Genomic DNA, 26,036 nt, shown 5'->3' on the forward strand with positions numbered 1-26,036 from the left:
TAACAACTCGTTAACGCTGAACCTGACATTCTGTGCGAATCGACGCCGGATCTTTGGCGCCGACATCGAGCGCAGTGCGAAGGGCGGCTGGTCCGGCCGAGAGAGCGGAAACAGGAAACAGACGGTGATCCGCTTCGAAAATGTCGGCCTGCGTTATGGCATGGGAGCCGAGGTCCTGCGCGACCTCTCCTTCCAGATCGCGCCGAAATCGTTCCAGTTCCTGACCGGCCCCTCCGGCGCCGGCAAGTCGACGCTGCTGCGCCTGCTCTGCATGTCGCTGAAGCCGACGCGCGGCCTGATCACCGTGTTCGACCGCGACGTCGTCACCCTGCCCAAGGGCGAGTTGCCGGCGCTGCGCCGCCGCGTCGGCGTCGTCTTCCAGGATTTCCGCCTGCTCGATCACCTGACCACGTTCGAAAATGTCGCGCTGCCGCTGCGCGTGCTCGGCCGCGAGGAATCGAGCTATCGCGCCGATGTCATCGAGCTCCTGAAATGGGTCGGCCTCGGCGACCGCGTGCAGGCGCTGCCGCCGATCCTCTCCGGCGGCGAGAAGCAGCGCGCCGCGATCGCGCGCGCGCTGATCGGCCAGCCGGAAATCCTGCTCGCCGACGAGCCGACCGGCAATGTCGATCCGCCGCTCGCCAAGCGGCTGCTCCGGCTCTTCGTCGAACTGAACCGTCTCGGCACCTCGGTTGTCATCGCCACCCACGACATCGGGTTGATGAACCAGTTCGATGCCCGCCGTCTCGTGCTCCATGAAGGGCGGTTGTCGATTTATGACTGACCGGACCCTCTCCCCGCCGCGCCCCGGCATCTTCAGCCGCATCCTCGGCATCTTCCTTCCGTCGCGCCGCCGCGCGCGCGCCGCCGGAGCCGTTTCGGCGCCGATCGTGCCGGCGCAGTCGATCGCCGGACGGTCGCTGATGATCGTCATCGCGATCATGAGCTTCCTCGCCTGCCTGACGCTGGGCGCCGTCTCGCTGGTGCGCGACGCCTCGCTCGCCTGGCAGGACGATATCGTCCGCGAGGTCACCATCCAGGTCCGCCCGGTCGACGGCGTCGACACCAAGGCCGAGGCGGACAAGGCCTCCGCCATCGCCGCCTCGATGCCCGGCGTCGCCTCGGCGCGCGCGCTCGAGGACTGGGAGAACGCCAAGCTGCTGGAGCCCTGGCTCGGCAGCGGCCTCGACATGGCCGACCTGCCGATCCCGCATCTGATCGTCGTCGAGCTGTCCGATCCCGACGCCGTCGACCTGGTCGCGCTCGCCGCCCGCCTCAACACCGAGGTGAAGGGCGCCAGCCTCGACGATCACCGCAGCTGGACCGACCGGCTGAAGACCATGGCCAACGCCACGGTGATCATCGGCGTCTCGATTCTCGGCCTCGTCTTCATCGCCACGGTCCTGTCCGTCATTTTCGCGACGCGCGGCGCCATGGCCTCCAATCGCGACATCGTCTCCGTCCTGCACTATGTCGGCGCGGAGGCCAGTTTCATTGCCCGCGAGTTCCAGCGCCACTTCCTGTTCCTCGGCCTGAAGGGCGGGTTGCTCGGCGCCTCGGGCGCGGCGGCGCTGTTCGCCGTCCTCTCCTTCTTTATCGGCCGGTCGATCGCAACGCCGGAGGGGGACCAGGTGTCGGCCCTGTTCGGCCGCTTCGCGATCGGCCCGACCGGCTATCTCGGCGCACTGGTGATCGCGCTCCTGATCGGCGTGATGACAGCGATCACCTCGCGACTTACCGTCTATCGCCACCTGGCCTCGATCGAATGAGCGTGCCCTTGTTCCCCTCGCGGAGCCCCGCAGCCTTGGATTCCGACCCGGTCCCGATGTCCAGAGTCGCAATGCGCAATGCTTGGCCGTGCCAACTCTTGGCCGCAATCGACCCTCATCCTCGCCATCATGACTGACGCGGCCCAAACCGATAGGGATCTCGGCCGACGGAACTACGCCGGCGCCATCGCGCGCGGCCGCTCGACCGACCCTTCCCACCGGCATCCGGCGCCCGGTCGCCGTCCCCTGGTCACGGTGCTGCTGCTGGTCGCCATCGCCGGCTCGGTCGCCGGCATCGATTTCGCTCGCTTCGCCCAGCAGGTCGCCAATTTCAACGCGCCCACCGACGTCACCGCCCAGGGCATCGTGGCGCTGACCGGCGGCACGGCGCGCATCGACGGTGCGCTGGCGCTGCTGCGCGACAACCGGGCCGAGAAGCTGCTGATCTCCGGCGTCAATCCGGCGGTCGGCCGCCACGACATCGCCCGCGCGGTCGAACGCGCCTCGAATATCGTGCTCGACCAGCGCGTCGATCTCGGCCATGCGGCGCGCAACACGATCGGCAACGCCGACGAGACGCGGGCCTGGGTCGAGAAGGAGGGCATCCGCTCGCTGATCATCGTGACCAGCGACTATCACATGCCCCGAAGCATGGTGGAGCTGACCCGCGCGATGCCCGACGTGCAGCTCATTCCCTACCCCGTTTCGAACAAACAGCTCGAAATGGACCGATGGTGGCGACACGCCGCGTCAGTAAAGCTTCTCCTGAGCGAGTACGTGAAGTATACGCTCGCTCGTGCGCGGCTCGCCTTCGAGACGCCGCGGGGGGAAAGCGTGACCGCGCTGGCGGCGGACACGATCACCCACGCGACAGCGGGCGGGATCCTGCGCTGACGCCGTATTTCTCGACGCCGACGTAGAACCGCTCATGTTGATCCTTCGCTCACTGCTCTTCCAGGTCGCGTTCTACCTGATCATGGCGATCATCCTCGCCGTGACGCTTCCGTTCTTTTTCTTCCTGCCGCACCGGGCCGCGATCGCGGTGGTCAAGTTCTGGACCGCCTCGTCGATGTGGGCGCTGCGCGTGTTCGCAGGCACGAAGATCGAGATCCGCGGCGCGGAAAACCTGCCCAAGGGCGGCGGCCTGATCGCGCCCAAGCACCAGTCCGCCTTCGAGACGATGGCGCTGTTCCATCTGCTCGACGATCCGACCTATGTGATGAAGCGGCAGCTGATGTGGATCCCGCTGTTCGGCTGGTACACGTGGAAGGCTGGCATGATCCCGGTCGACCGCGCCGGCGGCTCGAAGGCGCTCCGCAAGCTCGCAGCCGATTCGAAGGAAGCCGTCGAACACGGCCGCCAGGTGATCCTGTTCCCGGAAGGCACGCGCCGGACCGCCGGATCGCCGCCGGACTACAAATTCGGCATCATCCATCTCTATCGCGAGCTGAAGGTGCCGGTGGTGCCGATCGCGATGAATTCCGGCCTCTACTGGCCGCGCCAGAGCTTCCTGCGCTTTCCCGGCACCATCGTCATCGACGTGCTGGAGCCGATCCCGGCCGGCCTTGATTCGAAGACCTTCCTGGCGACCCTGATCAATGTGCTGGAGCCGGCGACCGACAAGCTGCTGATCGAGGCGGCCGAGGGGCCGAACCCGCCGCCGCTGCCGCCGGAGACCGTCTCCCGCATCAACACGCTGCAGGCGAGCGAATCGCTCTAGAGCGTTTTCGAGCGCTCTAGGCGGCAGGCTCCCCTGCCGCCGTCCCGGCGTTGAGCTGCTCGGCGAGCCAGGCGAGCTCCGGATCCTCGATGCCGAGGCCGGCGAGATGCGCCGCCGTGGCGAGAACGTAGTCGCGATTGCTGCCAGCCTGGCCGACGCTGTCCCGCACCTGCGCCAGCACCGCCTCGCGGGCGAGGTCGCCGGCATATTGCGGATGCCTGCGGTCGACGACATAGGTCACGACCCGCACATAGTCCCGCGACGGCCGTTCGAGCCGGACGCTGCGCTCGACCTCGATATAGGCGTTCGTCACCAGCTCGCGCTCGCGCAGATAGGCGAGCACGGCGTCGCGATCGTCCTCGGCCACGTGGAAGGCGATGCCGCGGCAGGAGCCGCCGCGATCGAGGCCCAGCACCAGCCCCGGCTTTTCCGGCGTGCCGCGATAGACATGCGACTGGATGCAGAAGGCGCGGCGCTCGCCTTCGAGATGCGCCGGCACGGCCTCGACATAGGCGAAGCCCGGCCGCCACATCAGCGAGCCATAGCCAAAGACCCAGAAATCGGACATGAGTGCGTCCTCGAAAAGACAGATTGTCACCGCGTAACAGCCGCCGCCCGCCACATCAACGGAGGAAACGGATGATCGACCCGGCCAAGACGGACGCAACCACGGGAGTGGACGCCGCCGCGAAGCCCCGCCCCCGTTCCGTCCGGCGCAAATTCCAGTTCGTCATCGCCGCCGCCGTGCTTTTGTGCGCGGTCTGGGCCGGCGGCTGGTTCTGGGCCAACCGGATCGCGGCCGAACGAATCGCCGCCGTGAAGGCGGACTTCGTTGCCGAAGGCGGCGTGCTGGGCTGCAACGCCGAATCGCTTGGCGGCTTCCCGTTCAAGTTCACGCTCGATTGCGCGCCCGCCTCGCTCGAACTGCCATCGCGCGGGCTTTCGGCCAGCGTCGGCGCGCTGGAGGCGATCGCGCTCATCTACAATCCCGGCCATGTGCTCGCCTCGGTGCAGGGGCCGCTCACGCTGAAGGCGCCGGGCGATCTCGGCGTGCAGGCGAACTGGTCCTCGCTGCAGACCAGCGTCCGCGTCGGCACCTCGCGGCTGAAGCGCTTCTCCGCCGTCGCCGACGACCTGACGACGACGATCAACGCCCCGGCCAATCCGCGCCTGCCGACGGCGGCGGGCGCCAAGCATGCCGAGCTGCACCTGCTGCAGAACGACACCGACGCCACCTCGCTCGACCTCGCCGGTACCGTCGACAATTTCGCCGTGACGATCCCCGGCGCGCCGGCGCTGCCCGCCCTTTCCGCCCAGCTCTATGCCACGCTGCCGGGCGCGCTGCCGGAGCTGCGCGACGGCCATGTCGATCCGCTGCCCGTCTGGCTCGCCGCCGGCGGCCAGGTCAAGCTCGGCCAGCTCAGCCTCGATGTCGGCGGCTTCCTCGCGAATGCCAGCGGCGATTTGACGGTCGCCCGCGACGGCGTGATTTCAGGCCGGGTCGCGGTCCGGGTCGACCAGCTCGACCGCCTGCCCGATCTCGCCGAGACGCTGCATCCCGGCAGCCGCGACCAGGTCGCGCGGATCCTCGGCCCGCTCTCGGCCTTCCTGAAGCCGGTCGAGGTCGACGGCAAGACCTGGCGCGAGACGACGCTGACGATCAAGAACGGCAAGGTCTCGGCCGGGTTCATTCCGCTCGGCAAGCTGCCGCCGCTGAAGCTCGGCAACGCCATCGGCGGCTGAGCCGGTTCTGGCGCGCGGCTTGCTTGCCGATACCGGCATGACAAGCAATCGGGAGACGCGCGCATGAACGACCGGCCTCAGAAAGCGAAGGGCCCGTTGCGCCTGCTGGTGATCAATCCGAATACCTCGGAGGCGATCACGGCGCGGCTTCGGGCGCTCGCCGAGGAGGAAGCCGGTGACGGCGTCGTCGTCTCGGCCGTCACCGCCCGCTTCGGCGCCCCCTATATTTCCGATCGCGCCGGCGCGGCGGTCGCCGCCGAAGCCGTGCTGGACGTCGCCCTGGCGGAATTTCAGGACGGCGCGGCGCCGGACGCGATCGTCATCGCCTGCTTCGGCGATCCCGGGCTGAAGGCGCTGCAGGAAGCGGTGCCGTGCCCCGTCGTCGGCTTCGCCGAGGCGGGCCTGCTTGCGGCGGCGGCCGAGCCCGGTCCGTTCCTGGTGGCGACCAATGGCGAAGCCTGGTGCGACATGCTCTCGGAGCTTTCGGCGACGATCGGCCTCTCCGACCGCATTGCGGGCTTCCTGTCGATCGGCGACGCGGCGGCGCGCGATGCCGAACTCTGCCGCGCCATGATCACGGAAGAGGCAGAACGGATCGGCGCGGCCCGCGTCGTGCTCGGCGGCGCCGGGCTGATCCCGATCCTCGGTCCGGTGGCGCGCGGCATGACACTGCCGCTGGTCGACCCGCACCGCGCCGCGATCCGCAAGGCGATCGCGCTGGCGCGGACATAGCCAGGAGAAGCTTCCCGGCCGATCTGCCGGACACCAATGACCATCATCCTGAGGGGCTTGCGCAGCAAGCCGTTTCGAAGGACGCACAACCGTGATGCCACACTCCCGGCAAGGCGTTGCACGACCGCCCTGCGTCCTTCGAGACGACCCTTCGGGTCCCTCAGGATGATGAGGGCGGTGCGCTGCAGTCCGGTTGCAAGGCCTGTGAACCGCTAAGGGCTAGACGGCTTCGTATGATCGCGGCGGCCGAAATCCGGGGCGGCCGTGTCCTGGCCGATGGCGACGATCGAGCGGCGGATGGCGCGGGTGCGCGTGAACAGCTCGAACAGCGTGTCGCCATCGCCATTGCGGATCGCCCGCGTCAGCGTCGCCAGATCCTCGTTGAAGCGGCCGAGCATCTCGAGCACGGCTTCCTTGTTGTTGAGGAAGACGTCGCGCCACATGGTCGGATCCGACGCCGCGATGCGGGTGAAATCGCGGAAACCGGAGGCGGAGAACTTCAGCACTTCCGAGCGAATGCCCGATTCGAGATCCGACGCCGTGCCGACGATGTTGTAGGCGATCAAATGCGGCAGGTGGCTGGTGATGGCCAGCACCAGGTCATGATGCTCGGCGCTCATCGCCTCGACATTGGCGCCAAGCGCGCGCCAGAACGCCATCAGCTTCTCGACCGCGGCCGGATCGACCGTCTCGGCCGGCGTCAGTACGCACCAGCGGTTCTGGAACAGGTCGACGAGGCCGGCGTCCGGACCCGAATGCTCGGTGCCGGCCAGCGGATGGCCGGGGATGAAATGCACCGCCGACGGCAGATGCGGCGCCATCGCCTTGATGACGGCAGCCTTGACCGAGCCGACGTCGGAGACGATCGCGCCGGCCTTCAGATGCGGGCCGATCTGCTTCGCGACCTCCCCCGACGCGCCGACCGGCACGCAGACGATGACGAGATCGGCATCCCGCACGGCGTCGGCCGCGTCGGCGAAATAGACGTCGCCGAGGCCGAGCTCCTCGGCGCGCTTCAGCGTCGCCGGGCTGCGGGTCGAGATGGCGATCCTGCCGACGACGCCGGCGCGACGCGCCGCGAGCGCGATCGAGGCACCGATATGGCCGATGCCGACGAGGGCGAGCTGCCCGAAGAGAGGATCCGCCATCAGCGCGCCGTCCGGTGCAGGAAGGTGCGCAAGCCCGCGATCGCCGCCTCGTTGGCCTCGGCCGAGCCGATGGTCATGCGGAGCGCGTTCGGCAGGTGATAGCTCGTCATGACGCGCAGGATGATGCCCTGCGAGACGAGATATTCGTCGGCGTCGGCGGCGCGGCGGCCCTTCTCGTCCGGGAAGTGGATCAGCACGAAATTGCCGACGCTCGGCGTCACCTCAAGCCCGAGCGCGCGGATCGCCTCGGTCACGCGCGGCAGCCATTCCTCATTGTGGGCGATGGCCGCGTCAAGATGCGCCCGGTCCTTCAGCGCCGCGATGCCGGCGGCCATGGCCGGGGCGGAGACGTTGAACGGACCGCGGATGCGGTTCAGCGCGTCGATCACCTCGGCGGGACCATAGCCCCAGCCGAGGCGGGCGCCGGCGAGGCCATAAATCTTCGAGAAGGTGCGCGTCATGATGACGTTCGGCGCGGTGCCGGCGAGCTCGATGCCGCTCTCATAGTCATTGCGCCGGACATATTCGGAATAGGCGGCGTCGAGCACGAGCAGCACGCGCGGCGGCAGGCCGGCATGCAGGCGGCGGATCTCGCTGAACGGCAGATAGGTGCCGGTCGGGTTGTTCGGATTGGCGACGAAGACGACGCGCGTCTTGTCCGTCACCAGCTCGAGAATGCCGTCGACATAGGTTGTCAGGTCCTTTTCCGGCGCGACGACCGGGGTGCCGCCGGCGGCCTGGATCAGGATCGGATAGATGTTGAAGCCGTGCTTCGAATAGATCGCCTCGTCGCCCGGGCCGAGGAAGACGTGGCTGATCATCGCCAGCACGTCGTCCGAGCCGTTGCCGCAGATGACGCGGGACGCGTTGACGCCATAGGCGTCGGCAATCGCTGCGCGCAGTTCCGCCGCCGAACCGTCCGGATAGATGTCGAGCTTCCCCGCGACGCCCTGATAGGCGGCGATCGCCGCCGGGCTCGGGCCGAGCGGCGTCTCGTTGGAAGAAAGCTTGTGGACCTTGGTGCCCCCCGTCGCCTTGGAGCGGCCGGGCACATAGGGGGCAATGTCCAGCACGCCCGGGCGGGGAACGGGCCGGTCTGCCGGCTTGGAATCGGACTTGCTCATCACGAAACTCCCGCCTCGTCGAGGCGCTGATAAAGAACGGGATTGGCGTCGGTGTCGCCGATCGCGATACCGCGCGACAGCGCGCCAACCAGAGAGATGTCGTCGAAGCCGGCGCGCGCCGCCAGCGCCGCGACGGCCGTGCCGTGCGGCAGCACCACCAGCTGCTCGGCGCCGGCCTCGGCCAGGATCGTCCCGCCGGCGGCGGCGATGGCAGCAGCGGGATCGCCGCTGATCACCGTCACGGCGAAAAGCTCAAGATCCGGCGGGGTCGGATCGGCGAGTTCCGGCGCGATCACGAAGGAGGCATGATCGGCCGGCCGGCCCGCGATGCGGATATAGGGCGAGAGCGCCATGATGCGGGGCCCGGTCGACCGGCCCAAAGCCCGCCACCAGGCACCCGCCTCGGCGGGCTGGTCCAGCGAGACGAGGCCGAGATCGGTGCCGCTCTCGCGGATATGGTTGATCGTCGCCGACGCATCCGGCTGGCCGTGCAGGGCCACCGTGAAGCCGAACAGGAAACGGGCGGTATCGCGGATCGCGTCGCGGGCGACGCCCTGATCGATGGCGACGTCAAACGGCGCCTGCATGCGCGTGAACGTGGTGATGATCTCGCGCCAGATGTGCTCGACCGTCCAGAGCGGCAGCGCGCCCCGATGCCGCGCCACCAGGCGGCGCATCATGTCGGCCTCGCGGCCGGGGCGGAAGGCGGCGCCCGGACGGCTGGTGCCCTTGACCTTGATCAGCGTGCCGATGGCGGTGCCGCGCTCGATCAGGCAGCGATGCATCTCGACATCGAGCTCGTCGATCGTTTGCCGGATACTGGCGAGGGTCGCCGCATCCGCTTCGGTCGCAGAAATCTTCGTATCGGTCGAGGCCATCGTCGGTCGGCTCTGGGCGGGAAAATCGTGAGGCCGCGCCTGGCTGGCCGACGGCGGCCGATTCATAGGCAAGCCCCGTGGCAAAATCAAAGAAAACATTGCCGGCCAAAGGAAGTCCGCCAACGCCCGCGCGCGATTTGCGGGCCACCGGCAGACTAGCCGGGCGGGGCCAGCGCCGGCCGGAAGGCAGGCTGGCGGCGACGGCTCTGCGTGCGCGCCGGCAGGCCCTGGTAGACGAGCTTGGTCGCCTCGACGATCTGCACGCCGCAGAAGCCCGGCCACAGTACCCCGCCGACCCGCTCCCACGCCCGTCCGCTGCGAAGCAGGATCCGGCTCGAAAACGGCGGCACGAACAGCGCGCCGCTCCACGCCGTCTCGCTGAATTCGGCGTTGCGGAGCAGCGTCGAAAGCTGGCCGCGGCTGAACGGGCGGCCATAGCCGAAGGGGGTGCGCTCGACCCGCGCCCAGATGCCCCGCCGGTTCGGCACCACGGCGATCATCTTGCCGCCCGGCACCAGCACGCGCCACAATTCGCGCAGCGTCTCCCGCGCATTGCCGGCCGTCTCCAGGCAATGGACGACGAGGATGCGATCGATCGACGAATCGGTCAGCGGCAGCTCGTCCTCGATGACGAGGGCGGAGAGATTGCCGCCATCGGCCGGCCAGTTCATGACGCCCTGCGCCGCCGGCATGAAATTGAGCACCCGCTCGGCCTGCGACAGGAAGGGCGCGAGATAGGGCGTCGCATAGCCGATGCCGAGCACGCGGTCGCCGGAAACGCGCGGCCAGAACGCGGCGAGGCGCGCGGCGATCAGGCTCTGCGCGATGCCTCCCAGGCGCTCCGAATAGAAACTCGCGAGATCCAGCACATCGGGCGTCAGCGTCCGGCCCTGTTCCAAGCGCGATCTCCCTGTCGATATGTCGGCGCGACGATGTTAGGTAACGATTCCAACCGACGCCACCCCGTCGCTTACGCCCATATTGGAGTTCGTCATGGCTCTCGCAATCTTCCAGTTTCCCTGCCTGTCCGACAATTACGGCGTCCTGATCCACGACGAGGCCTCGGGCCGCACGGCCTCGATCGACGCGCCGGATGCCGCCGCCGTCCAGGCCGCGCTGGCCGAGACGGGCTGGACGCTCACCGAGATCCTGACCACGCATCACCATGCCGACCACACCGACGGCAATCTGGCGCTCAAGGAAGCGACCGGCTGCACCATCGTCGGCCCGAGCTACGAGGCCGACAAGATCCCCGGCATCGACCAGAAGCTCAGTGAAGGCGACGTCTATGATTTTGCCGGCCACCCCGTCCATGTGATCTGGACCCCCGGCCATACGCTCGGCCACATCGCCTACTTCCTGCCCGAGGACGGCATCGCCTTTGCCGGCGACACCATGTTCGCGCTCGGCTGCGGCCGCGTCTTCGAAGGCACGTTGCCGCAGATGTGGCAGTCTCTGCAAAAGCTGGCGGCGCTGCCGGACGAGACGATCGTCTATTGCGGCCACGAATACACCGAATCGAACTTCCGCTTCGCCGTGACGATCGACGGCGGCAATGCGGCGCTGCTCGCTCGTGGCGAAGAAATCCGGAAGCTGCGCGCCGAAGGCAAGCCAACGGTGCCCACGACGATCGCCGCCGAAAAGGCGACCAGCCCCTATCTGCGCGCCGACGACGCGGCGGTTCGTGCGGCGATGAAGCTGCCCGACGCGCCCGCTGCAGACGTCTTCGCCGCCATCCGCACCGCCAAGGACAATTTCAAGTGAGCTCCGCCGAAGACATCATCCGCCTGCTCGATCTCGCCCCCCATCCGGAGGGCGGCTACTATCGCAGGACGTTCGAGGACAGCGTCACCCGGGATGGCCGGCCTGCCTCGACCGCGATCTACTATCTGCTCGCCGAGGGCATGACGTCGCACTGGCACCGCATCGATGCGATCGAGGTCTGGCACTACTACGCCGGCGCGCCGATCGCGCTGTCGCTGTCGGAAGACGGCACGACGAGCGAAACCCACCGCCTCGGACCTGACCTTGCGGCCGGAGAAAGGCCGCAAGTGGTCGTTCCGACCGGCTGGTGGCAGGCGGCGAAGAGCCTCGGCGAATGGACCCTGGTCGGCTGCACGGTGGCGCCCGGCTTCCGTTTCGAGGGCTTCGAACTGGCGCCGCCGGACAGGCTTCCGCACGACCAGCGCGCATGACGCAGGGCCTTGCGCGCCATGGTCGTGGAGAGATGAAAGCAGGCATCGCCAAACCGGAGATCGCCCGCTAAGGTGCTGCCTCCGTTGGGGGCACGGCATGAAATCCGCGATTGAATTGGGGGGGAAGACGTTTATGAACCGCAGGAACTGGTCATGACGGCCCCGATCAAAAGCGTCCTCTTCGTCGACTATGACAGCCTCTATACGAGCCTGCGCGCCCGCGATCCCGGCATGGCGCGGCGCTTCGCGCTGCGCCCCGGCGTCTGGCTGGACGCGATCGAGTCCGGCCTGCTCTTGGAGCCGCGCGGCGAGGAGGGAACGCGCCGGCGCGTCCTGATGCGCCGCTGCTATGCCGATCCCAAGCTGCTCGGCAAGGCGCGCTCGGCCTTCACCTCGCAGGGCTTCCAGATCGTCGATTGCCCGCCGCTCGCCGGTCGCGAGCGCAATTCGGCCGAGATCCACATGGTTCTCGACACGATCGACGCCCTCGCCCACCAGACCGGGTTCGAGGAATTCATCCTGCTGTCGGCCGATTCCGACCTGACGCCGGTGATCTTCCGGCTGCGCTCCTACAATCGCGCCACCACGATCTACACGACCGCCACGACGGCTTCAGGCTATCGCGCCATCGCCGACGGCGCGATCGACGAGCAGGCGCTGATCACGCTGCTGGCGCCGACCGCCGACGGCGAGACGCCGGAAGCGGACGATGCCGAGGAGGAGAGCGCAGGCGGCCGCGCGAGCGGCAACGAGCGCGACGAACTCGCCGGGCTCGCCCGCCGCATCCACCAGGCCACCAGCGTGCCGCTGTTTTCGCCGCGCGGCTACAACGAGCTGTTCCGCACGCTGACGCGCGAAGTGGCCGAGAACGGGTATCATTTCCAGACCACGGCGGAGAATGTCGCGGCGCGCCTGACGGCGAACGGCCGCAATGCGTCGCGCCGCCAGATCGCCTTCATCGTCAAGGGCCTGGCGCTCAAGGGCCATGTCTTCTCGGTGAGCGACAGCCCGGAGAAACTGGCCGAGGCGTTCAAGGAGCAGGTGCTCTATCTCGCCCGCAACGCCGGCATCGAGATCGACGAGGGCATGGAGGAGACGATCCGCGCCTGGATCGTCGGCCGCAATGCGCCGCTGCCCGACGCCGCGCCGCCCATCGCCCTGCCCGCGCCCACCCCGACCCCGGAACCGGCCGCCGAGCGGCCCGTGGTCCGTCCGGCGCCGACGCCCGTGCCGCCGCCGGCCCCGGTCGCCGAGGCCGCCCCGCGCGAGGCGCGGCCGATCACCTTGCAGCCGATCTCGGCATCGATGCCGCAGCCGGCGCGGCCGATCCAGGTGCGTCCGGCCCCCGAGCCCGAACCGCAGCCGCAACCGGTCGAGCCGGCGCGTCCGGCTCCGGCAGCCCAGCCCATCCGCCCCGCGGCCGTTAACCCGCCGTTAACCCCGCCGAAGGCTTCCGTTACCCCGCCGGCACCGGTCGAGCCGGCGGCGGAGCCCGTCGCCGCCCCCGCGCCACGCGCCCCGGCAGCGACCGAGGCACGCCCCCGACCTGCCGCCCCGGCGGCGGAGGCAGCACCGCCGACACCGCCCCGGCGGGTCCAGATCGACACGGATTCGTTCCTCGCCGATATTTCGTCCGACCGGCCCGCGCAGCGTCCGAGCATCGCGCCGCCACGCGCCCGCGCCGCCCGGCCAGAGCCGGCCGCAGAGCCGACGCCGCCTCCCGCAAGCCCCGCGCCGCCGCGCGCGCCGGCCCAGCGCGGTTCCGCCGTGGCGCTGCGACCGCCGGCGAAACGCAGCCTCGTCGCGACGCAGGATCCGCATGGCAGCGGCGATCGCGATCCGATCGAGAACTCGATCCTCGCCGCCATCGCCCAGGCGGTCGACGTGCTGGTCGACGACGGCGACAAGAAGCCGCCGGCGCCGCCCGCGAACGAGCCGGCCGCCATCGCCGCGCCACAACCGGCGCCCGAGCCGGAAGTGGCCGAGGCGGAAGACGGCGATATCGGCGACGAGATCCAGCGGATCCTCGCCGCCTACAGCCAGAACCGGAAGCCGCCCGCGGGGCGGTAGTGTCCCCCGAATCAAAAAGGCCGGCGCTTTCGCACCGGCCTTTTTTTGTGTTCGACGAACGAGCGAACCAGCGAAGCCGATCAGCCATTCGCCATGTACTGACCGCCATTGATGGTGAGCACCGCGCCGGTCATGAAGGCGGCGGCGTCCGAGGCGAGATAGGTGACGAGCGCCGCGATCTCTTCCGATTTGCCGAGCCGGCCGACCGGGATCTGGCCCAAAATCCCCTCCATCACCTTCGGCGGCACCGCCAGCACCATGTCGGTGTCGATATAGCCGGGGCAGACGCAGTTGACCGTGATGCCCTTGCGCGCGTTTTCCAGCGCCAGCGCCTTGGTGAAGCCGATCACGCCGGCCTTGGCGGTGGCGTAGTTGACCTGGCCGAGCTGTCCCTTCTGCGCGTTGATCGAGGAGAGGTTGATGATGCGGCCGAAACCGCGCTCGCGCATCCCCTCGATCACCGGCCGCGTCATGGTGAACATCGAATCGAGATTGGTGCTGATCACGCTCGACCATTGCGTCTGGTCCATCTTGTGGAACCAGCCGTCGCGCGTGATGCCGGCATTGTTGACGAGGATATCGACGGGACCGAGCGCCGCCTCGACGGCGCCGACGCCGGCGACGCACCCCTCGGCATCCGTCACGTCCCACTGGAAGACCGGAATTCCGGTCTCGGCCTGGAACGCCCCAGCCTTCTCGGCATTGCCGGCGAAGGTCGCCGCGACCGTGTAGCCGGCAGCCTTCAGTCCCTTCGAGACGGCCGCGCCGATACCGCGCGTACCGCCTGTCACGAGGGCGACTTTCCCCATCCGATCCTCCCCCCAAAGCAACCGGTTGAACTCCGGTCTGCGAATTGATCCGTCGGCGCCTCAGCGCTCGACGGTCAAAGCAATTCCCATTCCACCGCCGATGCAGAGCGTTGCCAATCCCTTGCTTGCGTCGCGGCGCGCCATTTCGTGCAGCAAGGTGACGAGAATGCGGGCGCCGGAGGCGCCGATCGGGTGTCCGATGGCGATCGCGCCGCCATTGACGTTGACCTTGGACGCATCCCAGCCGAGGCCCTGGTTGACGGCGCAGGCCTGCGCGGCGAAGGCCTCGTTGGCCTCGATCAGGTCGAGATCCTCGACCGACCAGCCAGCCTTCTTCAGCGCCTTCTTCGAAGCCGGAATCGGGCCGGTGCCCATCACGGCCGGGTCGACGCCGGCCGTCGCCCAGGAGGCGATCCGCGCCAGCGGCGTGACGCCGCGACGCGCCGCTTCCGCCGCCGACATCAGGAGCAGCGCCGCGGCGCCGTCATTGAGGCCCGAGGCGTTGCCCGCCGTCACCGTGCCGTCCTTGGCGAAGGCGGGACGCAGCTTGGCGGCCGCCTCCAGCGTCGCACCGGCGCGGATATATTCGTCCTGGTCGACGATGATGTCGCCCTTGCGGGTCGAGATGGTGAACGGGGTGATCTCGTCCTTGAAGCGGCCGGCCTTCTGCGCCGCCTCGGCCTTGTTCTGCGATGCGGTGGCGAACGCGTCCTGCTGTTCGCGGCTGATCTGGAACTCGCGCGCGACGTTCTCCGCCGTGACGCCCATGTGATAGCCGTTGAAGGCATCCCAGAGGCCGTCCTTGATCATGGTGTCGACCATGGCGAGGTCGCCCATCTTGGTGCCGGCGCGCAGATGCGCGGCATGCGGCGCCAGCGACATCGATTCCTGGCCGCCGGCCACGATGATCGAGGCATCGCCGGTGGCGATCTGCTGCATGCCGAGGGCCACCGAACGCAGGCCCGAACCGCAGACCTGGTTGAGGCTCCAGGCCGTCGTCTCCTTGGGCAGGCCGGCGAGCATCGACGCCTGGCGCGCCGGGTTCTGGCCCTGCGCCGCGGTCAGCACCTGGCCGAAGATCAGCTCGTCGACGGCCTCGGCCTCGGTCTTGCCCTGCTCCAGCACGGCCTTGACGACGGCCGCGCCCAGCTCGTGCGCCGGGACGTTGGCGAAGGATCCATTGAAGGCGCCGACGGCGGTGCGGCTGGCGGCGGCGATGACGATGTCGTTTTCTGAAGCCATGAGTGTTTCCTCGATCCGGGGTTGGGTTGCTCCCTTTGCCGCAATCAGAGACCGGCGGAGAGGGGCTGTCAATCAACCATGGTGCATCGCCGTTGCTGCAGCGCAGCATTTTCGCAGCATCCACAAGACCATGCAGCGCACAATCAATTTGGTGGATTTCGAGAATGCTCCTATCGTGGAGGTTCTGGAGGGGCAGCTTGCCGGAGAATGGGCGCGCAGACGCCACGGGCGGCGAACCAGCCGATCGATCACGAGAGAGGGGCCAGGGGAGCGGACATGACCAAGGAAAAAGAACCGACGACGATCAAGAAATACGCCAATCGTCGCCTCTACAACACCGGAACCTCGACCTATGTGACGCTCGAGGACCTGGCGAACATGGTCAAGGCGGGCGAGGATTTCGTCGTGTTCGACGCGAAATCCGGCGAAGAGATCACGCGTTCGGTGCTGACCCAGATCATCTTCGAACAGGAGAACAAGGGACAGAACCTGCTGCCGATCACCTTCCTGCGGCAACTGATCCGGTTCTACGGCGATTCGATGCAGAATCTGGTGCCGACCTATCTCGATTTCTCGATCGACAGCCTGACGCGCGACCAGGACAAGCTGCGCGGCCAGATGGCGAACGCGTTCGGTCCGAGCGCCTTCACGGCGATCGAGGAGACGGTGCGGCGCAATACGGAAATGTTCGAGCAGGCGATGCGGATGTTCCTGCCGTTCAGCGGCGGCCGCCCCGATGCGCCGGCCTCGCCGGGCCAGACCACCCGGCCCGATGCCCGCCCCGAAGCGAAAACGGAACGCGGCGACGGCGATTTCGACGTGCTGAAGCGCCAGCTCGACGAAATGCAGAAGAAGCTCGAAAAGCTCGCCGAGAAGGGCTGACGGCAGATCCGTCCGCCGACCTCCGCCATCATCCTGAGGTGCTTCGCGAAGCGAAGCCTCGAAGGAGGGTCCAGCGGAGATCGCGGCTTCCCCCTCCCCCTTGTGGGGAGGGAACTCCTGAGCCACGACCGTCTGCTTCCTGATGAGAGCCTACTGGACCCTCCTTCGAGGCCCGGCTGCGCCGGGCACCTCAGGATGATGGTCATGCGGGTTCGCCGAAACGTGCGGGCCGCTGTGAGCTAGGCACTGACGGTTCCCTCCCCCACTCCGGGCGGTTCAAGTGCTTCGAGGGGGAATGCCAAAAATGTCTCAAGCCCATCAACGCTTCCCGGCCATCTTTGATTCACCCCCCCAGACCATCATCCTGAGGTGCTTCGCGAAGCGAAGCCTCGAAGGAGGGTCCAGCGAAACTCCGAAGCGCCCGAGATCCGAAACGCCAGGCCGTCTGCTCCCTGATGGGAGCCGCCTGGACCCTCCTTCGAGGCCCGGCTGCGCCGGGCACCTCAGGATGATGGTCGTGCGGGTGCGTCGAAGTGCGCGGGAAAATCCGTTCGCTCCTGACCCAGCGTCATCGCGATTCGTTGCAGAGAGGCTCCGGGCTTCCTAAATGCAGGCGTGCCCGGCCCGGTGTGCGACTTTTTCGCCGCCCTCCCCGCTGGCAGACGAGGTGCAAACGATGAAGGGCGTCAAGTTCGGCGACATTCTGGGTCCGGAAAGCGATGCCGGCGACGATTCGGCGCGGGCCGAGCAGGTCCGCCGGGGCTTCTGGAAGACATTCCGTCGCGCCGCCCGGCACATTCCCTTCGCCGAGGACGTCGCGGCCGCCTATTTCTGCGCCTTCGACACCAACACGCCGCTCAGGGTCCGGGCGACGCTGATCGGCGCCCTCGCCTATTTCGTCCTGCCCGTCGACGCCGTCCCCGACTTTCTGGTCGGCATCGGCTTCGCGGACGATGCGACCGTGCTGATGACGGCCCTGACGCTGCTGCGCGGCCACCTGAAGCCGGTCCACTACGAGGCCGCCAGACACGCCCTGAACGGCGACAAGGGCGCCTGACGGCCGCCGCCCGGCCACGCGCCATCCGTTCAGGCCGGCGAGGTCACACTCTCGCCCCATTGGCGCGCCCCTCTCTCCACTCAACTCTCGGCCAGCTCTCCACACGACGTGGTTCATGGGTTCTTAACGGAATTCCGCGCAATTTGAGGCAATTGCTCGGGTGACGGAATCCACCCGCCCGACGTGTGTGCTGACAAATTTGGTGGGAACGACATGAACGGAACAAGGATCGCAGCAGCGGCGCTCCTCACGAGTGCTTTCTTTGGCGGTTTCGCAGGCGAGGCTTCGGCCCAGACGCCGAACCGGGTAGGCACCTTCAAGGACTGGAGTTCCTACGCGTATTCCGAATCGCGCGGGAAGGTCTGCTATGCGGCCTCGCAGCCGAAATCCCAGGCGCCGCAAGGCCTCAACCGGGATCCGGCCTATTTCATGGTGACGGCCCGCCCGAGCGAGAATGTCCGCAGCGAGATCTCGATCATCATCGGCTATCCCTTCAAGGAAGGCTCGACGGTCACCGTCGACGTCGACGGCCAGAAGTTCACCATGTTCACCAAGGACGACGGCGCCTGGGTCGAGAACGCCGCCCAGGAAGCGGCGCTGATCGCCGCGATGAAGAAGGGCCACTCGATGTCGGTCTCCGGCACGTCGCGCCGCGGCACCCAGACGACCGACACCTATTCGCTCGCCGGCATCTCCGCCTCGCTCGACGCGCTCGGCAAGTCCTGCCCGTAGGCTTCGGTCTGCTCGATGATCTCCGAATGGCCGGGCTCAGTCCCGGCCATTTTCTTTGGCGGAAGCCCTCCCCGCCGCGTGGCAAACCGGCGGGCCGGGCCGGGATTGATTGACTCAACCCGCCTTTCCGCGCTAAAAGCCGCCAAATTCTCGCGAAGAGGTCTCCTCTGAGCCGCCGACCGGGGCCCGACCCCGGAGGTCAACGTCCGCCAGCGCGTCGCGCCCGCGGGCGCTGAACGTCTTTGGAAAAACGGCGGATCGGAAGCGATCCCTTCGAGGAAGAGCGGAACCGAATGTTCAATAATCTGTCCGAGCGCCTCTCCGGCATCTTCGACAAGCTCACCCGCCGCGGTGCGCTGACGGAGGCCGACGTCAACGAAGCGATGCGCGAAGTCCGCCGCGCGCTGATCGAGGCGGACGTGGCGCTCGACGTCGTCCGCTCCTTCACCGACAAGGTCCGCTCGCGCGCCGTCGGCGCCGACGTCATCCGCTCGGTGACGCCTGGCCAGATGGTCGTCAAGATCGTCCACGACCAGCTGGTCGAGATGCTGGGCGCCGAGGCCGAGCCGATCGATTTGAACGCCGCTGCCCCGGTCGCCATCATGATGGTCGGCCTGCAGGGCTCGGGCAAGACGACCTCGACCGCCAAGATCGCCCGCCGCCTGACGCAGCAGCAGAAGCGCAAGGTGCTGATGGCGTCGCTCGACGTGCGCCGCCCCGCCGCGCAGGAACAGCTGCGCGTGCTCGGCGAGCAGAACGGCATCGACACGCTGCCGATCGTCGCCGGCCAGTCGCCGACCGAGATCGCGACGCGCACGCTGCAGGCCGCCCGCCTCGGCGGCTATGACGTCGTCATCCTCGACACCGCCGGCCGCACGCATATCGACGAGCCGCTGATGGTCGAGATGGCCGACATCAAGGCCATCGCCAAGCCGCACGAGATCCTGCTCGTCGCCGACAGCCTGACCGGCCAGGACGCGGTCAACCTCGCCCGCTCCTTCGACGAGCGCGTCGGCATCACCGGCATCGTGCTGACCCGCGCCGACGGCGACGGCCGCGGCGGCGCCGCGCTCTCGATGCGCGCCGTCACCGGCAAGCCGATCAAGCTGATCGGTACCGGCGAAAAGGCCGAGGATCTCGAGGATTTCCATCCCGGCCGCATCGCCAACCGCATCCTCGGCATGGGCGACATCGTCTCGCTCGTCGAGAAGGCGGCGCAGAACATCGATCTGGAGGAAGCCGCCAAGGCGGCCGAGAAGATGCGCAAGGGCATCTTCGACCTCGACGATCTCGCCAACCAGCTCCGCCAGATGGAGAAGATCGGCGGCATGTCCGGCATGCTCGGCATGCTGCCCGGCGTCGGCAAGATCAAGAAGCAGATCGAGGGCGCCAATCTCGACGACGGCATGATCAAGCGCCAGGTCGCCATCATCTCGTCGATGACCAAGGCCGAGCGCCGCAACCCCGACATCCTGAAGGCGAGCCGCAAGAAGCGCATCGCCGCCGGTTCCGGCGTCCGCGTCGAGGACGTCAACCGCCTGCTCAAGATGCATCGCCAGATGGCCGACATGATGAAGGCCATGGGCAAGCAGAAGGGCGGCGGCATGCTCGGCAAGATGATGGGCGCGCTCGGCGGCGGCATGGGTGGCGGCATGGGCGGCCTGGGCGGCGGCATGCCTCCCGGCGGCATGCCGAACATCGACCCGGCCCAGCTCGAGAAGCTCGCCAAGCAGATGGGCGGCGGCGGCCTGCCGGGCATCCCCGGCCTCGGCGGCAAGCTGCCCGGCCTCGGCGGCGGCTTCCCGGGCCTGCCCGGCAAGAAGAAATAGCATCAACCCTTCGGAGCCGAGGCCCGACCGGCCGAGGCTCCATCCAGACAACCGAATTCGTTTCAGAAGGAAGAAACCAGAATGTCCCTCAAGATCCGTCTTTCCCGCGGTGGTGCCAAGAAGCGTCCGTTCTACCGCATCGTCGTCACCGACGCCCGTTCGCCGCGCGACGGCCGCTTCATCGAGCGTATCGGCTCGTTCGACCCGATGCTCGCCAAGGACGCCGCCAACCGCGTCGTGCTCGACCTCGACCGCGCCAAGCATTGGCTGTCGGTCGGCGCCCAGGCGACCGATCGCGTCGCCCGCTTCCTGAGCGATGCCGGCCTCGTCAAGCGCGACGCCCGCAACAACCCGGAGAAGGCTCTGCCGGGCAAGAAGGCCCAGGAGCGCGCCGCCGAGAAGGCCAAGAAGGCCGAGGCAGCCGCCGCAGCCGCCGCCGAGTAATTTTGGTTTCGCGCCGCGCCCTGCCGCGAGGCGGGGCGCTGGGCGCGACCCGCGCTCGGGAGGGGACGGCCCTGCCGCCGCCCCTTCCCCGCCATCGCGGCTTCCCTCCGCTTGGAGCGTTTTCACGCGAAGTGGGTACCGGTTCGCATCAAGAAAACGCGACCAAACAAACCAATAGAGCATCTGCGATGCTCTAGCGGGATATTCGACAAGGACATGCGATGCCCGCTCCGGACGCAGACAAGGTTCTCCTCGGCCAGTTCGGTGCCGCCCACGGCATCCGTGGCGAGATCAAGCTCCACTCCTATACCGAGGAGCCGCTCGGCATCGCCGATTACGGCCCGTTCACGCTGGATGACGGCCGCGTCATCGAGATCACCAGCGTCCGCATCCAGGGCGAGAACGTCATCGCCCGCGTCGAGGGCATCGGCGACCGCGACGCCGCCGAGACGCTGCGCAACCGCAAGCTCTTCGTCGGCCGCGACGCCCTGCCGGAGCTCGAGGAAGAGGACGATTTCTACCACGCCGACCTCGTCGGCCTGACGCTTGAGCTCGCTGACGGCACGCCCTACGGCACCATCGCCTCGGTGCAGAATTTCGGCGCCGGCGACCTGATCGAGATCGAGCCCGCGCCGGGCGCCCGCACTTTCTACCTGCCGTTCACCCGTGCCATCGTGCCGACCGTCGACATTAAGTCCGGGAAGGCCGTCGTCGTGCCCCCGCCCGAGACCGAGGCGCGCCCCGAGGACGGCGAGGACGAGGCGTGAGCGACAACGCCTTCGACGCCACGAAGGACGCCGCCGACCCGGCCGGGTTCGGGGGTTCGAGTCCCTGGCGCGCTACCATATTGACCCTCTATCCCGACATGTTCCCCGGCCCGCTCGGCCAGTCGCTCTCCGGCAAGGCGATCGCCGACGGCAAATGGTCGCTCGACGCGGTCAACATCCGCGATTCGGCGACGACCAAGCACCGCAACGTCGACGACACGCCGGCCGGCGGCGGCCCCGGCATGGTGATGCGCGCCGACATTGTTGCGCGCGCACTCGACGCGGCGGCGCCCGCCGACGACCCGCGCCCCCGTCTTCTGATGAGCCCGCGCGGAAAACCGCTGGAGCAGGCGCGCGTCCGCGAACTCGCCTCCGGGCCCGGCGCGGTGATCCTCTGCGGCCGCTTCGAGGGCGTCGACGAGCGCGTCATCGAGGCGCGCCAGCTCGAGGAAGTCTCGATCGGCGATTATGTGCTGTCGGGCGGCGAGCTCGGCGCCATGGTGCTGCTCGACGCCATCGTCCGCCTGCTGCCGGGCGTGATGGGCGGCGCCGAATCGGGCACCGAGGAAAGTTTTGAAGGCGGCCTGCTCGAATATCCGCACTATACCCGCCCGCGCGAATGGGAAGGCCGCACCATCCCCGACGTGCTGCTCTCCGGCGACCACGCGGCGATCGCCAAATGGCGACGCCTTGAGGCCGAGCGCATCACGCGCGAGCGCCGGCCGGACCTTCTGGCGGATCGAGCCGACGGCCGGACCGCGCAAGAAAAGCGCCGCTGAGCGCCCGCGCGCTGGACTTTGACGCCCGCTTCCTGTAAACGCCCGCCATCCATGGCCGTATTCGGCGATGGACCCAATAACTGAAAACAGCGCACCGAAACGCTCGCGGCTCGCAAGAGACCGCATCGGCAGGAGTTGAGACCATGGTCAACATCATCGAACAGCTCGAGAAAGAGCAGCTCGAAATCGTCGCCGCCCAGCGCGCCGTCCCGGAATTCCAGCCCGGCGACACGCTCAAGGTCAACGTGAAGGTCGTCGAAGGCTCGCGTTCGCGCGTGCAGGCCTATGAAGGCGTCTGCATCGCCCGTTCCGGCGGTGGCCTCTCCGAGAGCTTCACCGTTCGCAAGATTTCCTACGGCGAAGGCGTCGAGCGCGTCTTCCCGGTCTACTCGCCGCTGATCGCCAGCATCGAAGTCGTCCGCCGCGGCAAGGTTCGTCGCGCGAAGCTTTATTACCTGCGCGATCGCCGCGGCAAGTCGGCCCGCATCGTCGAGCGCACCGAGGCCCGCAAGGACAAGGCTCAGGCCTGATCCTTCGCCCGAGGCGAAGCTTACGAAGGCGGGTCCCCAGGACCCGCCTTTTCTTTTGGGGGAGCGCAGATGGACGCCTTCAAGCAGAGCAACCGCGCCGGCTGGGACGAGCGCGCCGACATCCACGCCAAGGACAGCACCGGCTTCTACGCCATCGACCCGTTCCTGGCGGGCGAGGACGTGCTCTACCCCATCGAGGCAGCCGAGATCGGCGACGTCGCCGGCAAGAAACTCGCGCATTTCCAGTGCCATATCGGCATCGACACGCTCTGCCTCGCCCGTCGCGGCGCCATCGCCACCGGGCTCGATTTCTCCCCGCACGCCATCGCGCAGGCCCGCTCCCTGTCGGAGCGCTCCGGCCTCTGCGCCGACTTCGTCGAGGGCGAGGTCTATGACGCGCCCGAGCTGATCGGCAGCGACTACGACATCGTCTTCACGAGCTGGGGCACGATCACCTGGCTCGACGATATCCGCGCCTGGGCGCAGGCGATCGCCGGCACGCTGAAGCCGGGCGGCCGCCTCTATTTCGCCGACACCAGCCCGGCGATCTCGACGCATGAGGAAATCGACGGCGTCATCCGCCCCTATTACGACTGGCGCTCCGCCCGCGAAAAGCCGCAGCGCTTCGATGCCGAGACGACCTATACCGGCGACGCGACGCCGCTCGTCACCAATTTCACCTATGAGTGGATGCGCGGCACCTCCGACGTCATCGACGCGCTGCTGCGCGCAGGCCTGCGGCTCGACTTCATGCGCGAGCACGAGGTGCTACCCTTCAAGCTGTTCCCGATGATGGTCGACGCGGGCAATCGCATGTTCGCCCTGCCGGCCGGAATCCCGCGCCTGCCGCTCGCGCTTTCGCTCGGCGCGACGAAGCTGTGATCCGATGGTAGGATCGCGCGCACGATCCGAATTGTCGTTCCGGAAATTGACTGCTATTTAGAACCGCTATGAACAGTCCTTTCGCCCGCATGCATCAGCCGACGACCGCAGAATTCGCGGCGCTGACCGATCATGCGCGGCTGCCCTGGCGCTTTTTCGCCCGTCTGCTGGCGACCGAGGATCTTGGTTCCGATCGACTTTGACGGGGCAGTGGCCCCGATCGATCCCCCTCGCCCAAGCAATTTATCCTTCAGGAAGAAGACGTCATGACCACGTCGAACGGCAATCCCCGCACCCTCTACGACAAGATCTGGGACGACCACGTCGTCGAGAAGAACGAAGACGGCAACACGATCCTCTACATCGACCGCCATCTCGTGCATGAAGTCACGAGCCCGCAGGCCTTCGAAGGCCTGCGCATGGCCGGCCGCAAGGTGCACCAGCCGCAGAAGACGCTCGCCGTCGTCGACCACAACGTGCCGACGACCGACCGCACGCACGGCATCGAGAACCCGGAATCGGCCCTGCAGGTCGCGACGCTCGCCGAGAACGCGGCCGAGTTCGGCGTCGAATACTATTCCGAGCTCGACCGTCGCCAGGGCGTCGTCCACATCGTCGGCCCCGAGCAGGGCTTCACCCTGCCCGGCATGACCATCGTCTGCGGCGACAGCCACACCTCGACGCATGGCGCCTTCGGCGCGCTGGCGCACGGCATCGGCACGTCCGAGGTCGAGCACGTGCTCGCCACCCAGACGCTGATCCAGTCCAAGGCCAAGAACATGCTGGTCACGGTCGACGGCGTGGCGCCGGAAGGCGTCTCGGCCAAGGACATCGTGCTCGCCATCATCGGCGAGATCGGCACGGCCGGCGGCACCGGCCACGTGATCGAATATGCCGGCGACGCCATCCGCGCCCTGTCGATGGAAGGCCGCATGACCGTCTGCAACATGTCGATCGAAGGCGGCGCCCGCGCCGGCCTGATCGCGCCGGACCAGACGACCTACGACTACATCAAGGGCCGTCCCAAGGCGCCGACGGGCGACACCTGGGATGCGGCCGTGCGCTACTGGGAGACGCTCAACACCGATCCCGGCGCGCATTTCGACACCGAGATCCGTCTCGACGCGGCCAGCCTGCCGCCGATCGTCACCTGGGGCTCCTCGCCCGAGGACGTCGTCTCGATCGCCGGCGTCGTGCCGAACCCGGACGACATCGCCGACGAGAACAAGCGCAAGTCGAAGTGGCGCGCGCTCGAATATATGGGCCTGAAGCCCGGCACCCGCATGGTCGACATCCCGGTCGAGCGCATCTTCATCGGCTCCTGCACCAATGGCCGCATCGAAGACCTGCGCGCCGCCGCCTCGATGATCCGCGGCCAGAAGGTCCGCGAGGGCGTCAACGCCATGGTCGTCCCGGGCTCCGGCCTGGTGAAGGCGCAGGCGGAAGCCGAGGGCCTCGACAAGCTGTTCCGCGAGGCCGGCTTCGAATGGCGCGAGCCTGGCTGCTCGATGTGCCTGGCGATGAACGACGACCGGCTGAAGCCGCATGAGCGCTGCGCCTCGACCTCGAACCGCAATTTCGAGGGCCGCCAGGGCTTCAAGGGCCGCACCCATCTGGTGTCGCCGGCCATGGCCGCCGCCGCCGCGATCGCCGGCCACTTCGTCGACATCCGCAGCTGGCGCTGAGCCGCGACGTCGCTCGATACAAGAAGGGCCCGGACGGCGACGTCCGGGCCCTTTTTCATTCCGCGACCGCTACCAGCGCGGGCCGCGGCCCTGGGTCCAGTAGCAGCGCTCGCCGACCTGGACCTTGCGCCATTCCCAGCGGCCGTGGCGCCAGACCCTGCGCTCGCGGAACTCCGGGCGGCAGACCCGGTGGCCCCGGCCCCAGCCATGGCCACGGCCATTGTCCCAGCCGCGATCGTCCCAGCCGCGGTCATAATTCCGGTGCGGCTCGCCGCGATGCCAGGCCAGCGCACTGCCGGTCGAGGCCCCGAGGACGCCCGTGACCAGCACCAGCGTGGTCGCGGCAGCCATGATCGTTTGCTTCAGCATCTTTCAGTCTCCCTTCCAGGCAATCAGGCCAACCGGCCCGCAGGCCGATGCGACCTGTTGCGTCTATGAAGGGACACTGGGGATGAACCGGCGCTGAGACGACCGTTCAGGGAGCGTTCACGATGCCCCGCCGACCCGGGGGTCGGCGGGTTGAAGCTTATGCCGCCTTACCAACCCTGATGGACCCAGTAGCAGCGGTTGCCGACGAAGACGTTGCGCCAGCGCCAGCCGTTGCTGGTGTGCACTCGGACGGTCCGGAATGCCGGCTGGCAGACCCGCGTCGGTCCGTAGTCGTAGCCATAGTTCCACGAACCGAGCCCGTAGCCGAGGCCGAAGCCCAGCGCCGGACCCCAGCCCCAGCCGCCGCCCCAGCCGCCGCAGTTCCAGCAGCCGCCGCCGCCGTGCCAGCCGCCGTTCCAGCCGCCACCGTGCCAGTTGCCGCCGCCGCCATGCCAGTTGCCGCCACCGCCGTTCCAGCCGCCGCCGCCGTGCCAGCCACCACCACCGCCGCGTGCGAAGGCGTCGTCCGTCGCGGCGCCGAGCGTGCCCAGGGCGAGGGCAAGCGTGGCCGCGGCGGTAATCAGGATATGCTTCCTCATGGCCATTACTCCCAGGAGCCAATGGCACGCCGCCCCGCGACCATCCCGGCG

28 protein-coding genes and 1 pseudogene are annotated in these 26,036 nt (G+C 68.0%); 20 read left to right on the forward strand and 9 right to left on the reverse strand.

Annotated elements, in window-relative coordinates:
- Positions 1-124 precede the first annotated feature (124 nt).
- The 4 genes from ftsE (at position 125) to K32_RS19665 (ending at position 3,489) form a co-directional block, all read left to right on the forward strand.
- Positions 125-784: a cell division ATP-binding protein FtsE gene (gene ftsE / locus K32_RS19650; protein WP_201401126.1), complete on the forward strand. Its 660-nt coding sequence runs from the start codon at positions 125-127 to the stop codon at positions 782-784.
- On the forward strand, positions 777-1,769 hold the full coding sequence (locus K32_RS19655) for an ABC transporter permease (protein WP_201401127.1): 993 nt from the start codon (positions 777-779) through the stop codon (positions 1,767-1,769). The genes ftsE and K32_RS19655 overlap by 8 nt, the downstream gene beginning before the upstream one ends.
- A 129-nt stretch (positions 1,770-1,898) precedes the next feature.
- Positions 1,899-2,663 carry a YdcF family protein gene (locus tag K32_RS19660; RefSeq protein WP_201401128.1) on the forward strand — a complete coding sequence of 255 codons (765 nt, stop codon included), beginning with the start codon at positions 1,899-1,901 and terminating at the stop codon, positions 2,661-2,663.
- A gap of 34 nt (positions 2,664-2,697) precedes the next feature.
- Positions 2,698-3,489: a 1-acyl-sn-glycerol-3-phosphate acyltransferase gene (locus K32_RS19665; RefSeq protein WP_201401129.1), complete on the forward strand. Its 792-nt coding sequence runs from the start codon at positions 2,698-2,700 to the stop codon at positions 3,487-3,489.
- A 16-nt stretch (positions 3,490-3,505) separates the two neighbouring features.
- Here the strand turns inward: K32_RS19665 and K32_RS19670 are convergent, their stop codons facing one another.
- Positions 3,506-4,057: a gamma-glutamylcyclotransferase gene (locus tag K32_RS19670; RefSeq protein WP_201401130.1), complete on the reverse strand. Its 552-nt coding sequence runs from the start codon at positions 4,055-4,057 to the stop codon at positions 3,506-3,508.
- Positions 4,058-4,128: 71 nt separating this feature from the next.
- Here K32_RS19670 and K32_RS19675 point away from each other — a divergent pair, with 71 nt between their 5' ends.
- Both K32_RS19675 and K32_RS19680 read left to right on the forward strand, forming a co-directional pair.
- On the forward strand, positions 4,129-5,232 hold the full coding sequence (locus K32_RS19675) for a DUF2125 domain-containing protein (RefSeq protein ID WP_201401131.1): 1,104 nt from the start codon (positions 4,129-4,131) through the stop codon (positions 5,230-5,232).
- 63 nt (positions 5,233-5,295) lie between these two features.
- Complete coding sequence (locus tag K32_RS19680) at positions 5,296-5,964, forward strand: aspartate/glutamate racemase family protein (protein WP_201401132.1); 669 nt, start codon at positions 5,296-5,298, stop codon at positions 5,962-5,964.
- Between the two features lie 212 nt (positions 5,965-6,176).
- Here the strand turns inward: K32_RS19680 and K32_RS19685 are convergent, their stop codons facing one another.
- From K32_RS19685 to K32_RS19700, 4 genes are all read right to left on the reverse strand, one after another.
- Positions 6,177-7,112, reverse strand: a complete 936-nt coding sequence (locus K32_RS19685) for a prephenate/arogenate dehydrogenase family protein (RefSeq protein ID WP_201401133.1) — start codon at positions 7,110-7,112, stop codon at positions 6,177-6,179.
- Complete coding sequence (gene hisC, locus K32_RS19690) at positions 7,112-8,236, reverse strand: histidinol-phosphate transaminase (protein WP_201401134.1); 1,125 nt, start codon at positions 8,234-8,236, stop codon at positions 7,112-7,114. Before hisC ends, K32_RS19685 begins: the two co-directional genes overlap by 1 nt.
- Positions 8,236-9,114, reverse strand: a complete 879-nt coding sequence (locus K32_RS19695; RefSeq protein WP_201401135.1) for a chorismate mutase — start codon at positions 9,112-9,114, stop codon at positions 8,236-8,238. The genes hisC and K32_RS19695 overlap by 1 nt, the downstream gene beginning before the upstream one ends.
- 155 nt (positions 9,115-9,269) lie before the next feature.
- The gene (locus K32_RS19700; protein WP_201401136.1) at positions 9,270-10,013 is read right to left on the reverse strand and encodes a class I SAM-dependent methyltransferase; all 744 of its coding nucleotides are present in this window, start codon (positions 10,011-10,013) and stop codon (positions 9,270-9,272) included.
- Between the two features lie 94 nt (positions 10,014-10,107).
- On the opposite strand from K32_RS19700, the gene gloB reads away from it, so the two are divergent.
- The 3 genes from gloB to K32_RS19715 all read left to right on the forward strand — a co-directional run bounded on the left by gloB (position 10,108) and on the right by K32_RS19715 (position 13,379).
- Positions 10,108-10,878: a hydroxyacylglutathione hydrolase gene (gene gloB / locus K32_RS19705; protein ID WP_201401137.1), complete on the forward strand. Its 771-nt coding sequence runs from the start codon at positions 10,108-10,110 to the stop codon at positions 10,876-10,878.
- Complete coding sequence (locus K32_RS19710; protein ID WP_201401138.1) at positions 10,875-11,309, forward strand: cupin domain-containing protein; 435 nt, start codon at positions 10,875-10,877, stop codon at positions 11,307-11,309. The genes gloB and K32_RS19710 overlap by 4 nt, the downstream gene beginning before the upstream one ends.
- A gap of 153 nt (positions 11,310-11,462) precedes the next feature.
- A complete protein-coding gene (locus tag K32_RS19715; protein ID WP_201401139.1) occupies positions 11,463-13,379 on the forward strand; it encodes an NYN domain-containing protein in 1,917 nt (638 codons plus the stop codon).
- Between the two features lie 80 nt (positions 13,380-13,459).
- Here the strand turns inward: K32_RS19715 and phbB are convergent, their stop codons facing one another.
- Entirely contained in the window at positions 13,460-14,188 is a 729-nt protein-coding gene (gene phbB / locus K32_RS19720; protein WP_201401140.1) for an acetoacetyl-CoA reductase, read from the reverse strand.
- 60 nt (positions 14,189-14,248) lie between these two features.
- Positions 14,249-15,430, reverse strand: coding sequence for an acetyl-CoA C-acetyltransferase (locus K32_RS19725; RefSeq protein WP_201401141.1), 1,182 nt, complete (start codon positions 15,428-15,430; stop codon positions 14,249-14,251).
- Positions 15,431-15,706: 276 nt separating this feature from the next.
- On the opposite strand from K32_RS19725, the gene phaR reads away from it, so the two are divergent.
- The 11 genes and pseudogenes from phaR to leuC all read left to right on the forward strand — a co-directional run bounded on the left by phaR (position 15,707) and on the right by leuC (position 25,017).
- Positions 15,707-16,312: a polyhydroxyalkanoate synthesis repressor PhaR gene (phaR, locus tag K32_RS19730; protein ID WP_201401142.1), complete on the forward strand. Its 606-nt coding sequence runs from the start codon at positions 15,707-15,709 to the stop codon at positions 16,310-16,312.
- 676 nt (positions 16,313-16,988) lie between these two features.
- Positions 16,989-17,369: a YkvA family protein gene (locus K32_RS19735; protein ID WP_201401143.1), complete on the forward strand. Its 381-nt coding sequence runs from the start codon at positions 16,989-16,991 to the stop codon at positions 17,367-17,369.
- A 213-nt stretch (positions 17,370-17,582) separates the two neighbouring features.
- A complete protein-coding gene (locus K32_RS19740) occupies positions 17,583-18,101 on the forward strand; it encodes an invasion associated locus B family protein (RefSeq protein ID WP_201401144.1) in 519 nt (172 codons plus the stop codon).
- A gap of 293 nt (positions 18,102-18,394) precedes the next feature.
- Entirely contained in the window at positions 18,395-19,930 is a 1,536-nt protein-coding gene (ffh, locus tag K32_RS19745) for a signal recognition particle protein (protein WP_201401145.1), read from the forward strand.
- A gap of 81 nt (positions 19,931-20,011) precedes the next feature.
- Complete coding sequence (gene rpsP / locus K32_RS19750; RefSeq protein WP_201401146.1) at positions 20,012-20,374, forward strand: 30S ribosomal protein S16; 363 nt, start codon at positions 20,012-20,014, stop codon at positions 20,372-20,374.
- Between the two features lie 221 nt (positions 20,375-20,595).
- Complete coding sequence (gene rimM / locus K32_RS19755; RefSeq protein WP_201401147.1) at positions 20,596-21,141, forward strand: ribosome maturation factor RimM; 546 nt, start codon at positions 20,596-20,598, stop codon at positions 21,139-21,141.
- A gap of 98 nt (positions 21,142-21,239) precedes the next feature.
- Positions 21,240-21,920: a tRNA (guanosine(37)-N1)-methyltransferase TrmD gene (gene trmD / locus K32_RS19760; RefSeq protein ID WP_244670008.1), complete on the forward strand. Its 681-nt coding sequence runs from the start codon at positions 21,240-21,242 to the stop codon at positions 21,918-21,920.
- A 143-nt stretch (positions 21,921-22,063) separates the two neighbouring features.
- Positions 22,064-22,438 (forward strand): annotated as a pseudogene (gene rplS, locus K32_RS19765) (50S ribosomal protein L19); the annotation flags it as partial.
- Positions 22,439-22,519: 81 nt separating this feature from the next.
- The gene (locus tag K32_RS19770; protein WP_201401150.1) at positions 22,520-23,332 is read left to right on the forward strand and encodes a bifunctional 2-polyprenyl-6-hydroxyphenol methylase/3-demethylubiquinol 3-O-methyltransferase UbiG; all 813 of its coding nucleotides are present in this window, start codon (positions 22,520-22,522) and stop codon (positions 23,330-23,332) included.
- Between the two features lie 68 nt (positions 23,333-23,400).
- Positions 23,401-23,535, forward strand: coding sequence for a hypothetical protein (locus tag K32_RS25035; RefSeq protein WP_256434760.1), 135 nt, complete (start codon positions 23,401-23,403; stop codon positions 23,533-23,535).
- A gap of 63 nt (positions 23,536-23,598) precedes the next feature.
- Positions 23,599-25,017 carry a 3-isopropylmalate dehydratase large subunit gene (gene leuC, locus K32_RS19775; protein WP_201401151.1) on the forward strand — a complete coding sequence of 473 codons (1,419 nt, stop codon included), beginning with the start codon at positions 23,599-23,601 and terminating at the stop codon, positions 25,015-25,017.
- Positions 25,018-25,086: 69 nt separating this feature from the next.
- On the opposite strand, the gene K32_RS19780 is transcribed toward leuC, so the two are convergent.
- Positions 25,087-25,386: a hypothetical protein gene (locus K32_RS19780; protein WP_201401152.1), complete on the reverse strand. Its 300-nt coding sequence runs from the start codon at positions 25,384-25,386 to the stop codon at positions 25,087-25,089.
- 167 nt (positions 25,387-25,553) lie between these two features.
- Positions 25,554-25,985 carry a hypothetical protein gene (locus K32_RS19785; RefSeq protein ID WP_244669631.1) on the reverse strand — a complete coding sequence of 144 codons (432 nt, stop codon included), beginning with the start codon at positions 25,983-25,985 and terminating at the stop codon, positions 25,554-25,556.
- Between the last annotated feature and the right edge of the window lie 51 nt (positions 25,986-26,036).

This window comes from Kaistia sp. 32K (assembly GCF_016629525.1).
Taxonomy (GTDB): Bacteria; Pseudomonadota; Alphaproteobacteria; order Rhizobiales; family Kaistiaceae; genus Kaistia.

Excerpts from the sequence above, each read along its gene's own strand:
- K32_RS19655 (WP_201401127.1), top strand. The coding sequence starts at position 777 with ATGACTGACCGGACCCTCTCCCCGCCGCGCCCCGGCATCTTCAGCCGC.
- K32_RS19660 (WP_201401128.1), top strand. The coding sequence starts at position 1,899 with ATGACTGACGCGGCCCAAACCGATAGGGATCTCGGCCGACGGAACTAC.
- K32_RS19665 (WP_201401129.1), top strand. The coding sequence starts at position 2,698 with ATGTTGATCCTTCGCTCACTGCTCTTCCAGGTCGCGTTCTACCTGATC.
- K32_RS19670 (WP_201401130.1), bottom strand. The coding sequence starts at position 4,057 with ATGTCCGATTTCTGGGTCTTTGGCTATGGCTCGCTGATGTGGCGGCCG.
- K32_RS19675 (WP_201401131.1), top strand. The coding sequence starts at position 4,129 with ATGATCGACCCGGCCAAGACGGACGCAACCACGGGAGTGGACGCCGCC.
- K32_RS19680 (WP_201401132.1), top strand. The coding sequence starts at position 5,296 with ATGAACGACCGGCCTCAGAAAGCGAAGGGCCCGTTGCGCCTGCTGGTG.
- K32_RS19685 (WP_201401133.1), bottom strand. The coding sequence starts at position 7,112 with ATGGCGGATCCTCTCTTCGGGCAGCTCGCCCTCGTCGGCATCGGCCAT.
- hisC (WP_201401134.1), bottom strand. The coding sequence starts at position 8,236 with ATGAGCAAGTCCGATTCCAAGCCGGCAGACCGGCCCGTTCCCCGCCCG.
- K32_RS19695 (WP_201401135.1), bottom strand. The coding sequence starts at position 9,114 with ATGGCCTCGACCGATACGAAGATTTCTGCGACCGAAGCGGATGCGGCG.
- gloB (WP_201401137.1), top strand. The coding sequence starts at position 10,108 with ATGGCTCTCGCAATCTTCCAGTTTCCCTGCCTGTCCGACAATTACGGC.
- K32_RS19715 (WP_201401139.1), top strand. The coding sequence starts at position 11,463 with ATGACGGCCCCGATCAAAAGCGTCCTCTTCGTCGACTATGACAGCCTC.
- phbB (WP_201401140.1), bottom strand. The coding sequence starts at position 14,188 with ATGGGGAAAGTCGCCCTCGTGACAGGCGGTACGCGCGGTATCGGCGCG.
- K32_RS19725 (WP_201401141.1), bottom strand. The coding sequence starts at position 15,430 with ATGGCTTCAGAAAACGACATCGTCATCGCCGCCGCCAGCCGCACCGCC.
- phaR (WP_201401142.1), top strand. The coding sequence starts at position 15,707 with ATGACCAAGGAAAAAGAACCGACGACGATCAAGAAATACGCCAATCGT.
- K32_RS19735 (WP_201401143.1), top strand. The coding sequence starts at position 16,989 with ATGAAGGGCGTCAAGTTCGGCGACATTCTGGGTCCGGAAAGCGATGCC.
- K32_RS19740 (WP_201401144.1), top strand. The coding sequence starts at position 17,583 with ATGAACGGAACAAGGATCGCAGCAGCGGCGCTCCTCACGAGTGCTTTC.
- ffh (WP_201401145.1), top strand. The coding sequence starts at position 18,395 with ATGTTCAATAATCTGTCCGAGCGCCTCTCCGGCATCTTCGACAAGCTC.
- rpsP (WP_201401146.1), top strand. The coding sequence starts at position 20,012 with ATGTCCCTCAAGATCCGTCTTTCCCGCGGTGGTGCCAAGAAGCGTCCG.
- rimM (WP_201401147.1), top strand. The coding sequence starts at position 20,596 with ATGCCCGCTCCGGACGCAGACAAGGTTCTCCTCGGCCAGTTCGGTGCC.
- trmD (WP_244670008.1), top strand. The coding sequence starts at position 21,240 with ATGTTCCCCGGCCCGCTCGGCCAGTCGCTCTCCGGCAAGGCGATCGCC.
- K32_RS19770 (WP_201401150.1), top strand. The coding sequence starts at position 22,520 with ATGGACGCCTTCAAGCAGAGCAACCGCGCCGGCTGGGACGAGCGCGCC.
- K32_RS25035 (WP_256434760.1), top strand. The coding sequence starts at position 23,401 with ATGAACAGTCCTTTCGCCCGCATGCATCAGCCGACGACCGCAGAATTC.
- leuC (WP_201401151.1), top strand. The coding sequence starts at position 23,599 with ATGACCACGTCGAACGGCAATCCCCGCACCCTCTACGACAAGATCTGG.
- K32_RS19780 (WP_201401152.1), bottom strand. The coding sequence starts at position 25,386 with ATGCTGAAGCAAACGATCATGGCTGCCGCGACCACGCTGGTGCTGGTC.
- K32_RS19785 (WP_244669631.1), bottom strand. The coding sequence starts at position 25,985 with ATGAGGAAGCATATCCTGATTACCGCCGCGGCCACGCTTGCCCTCGCC.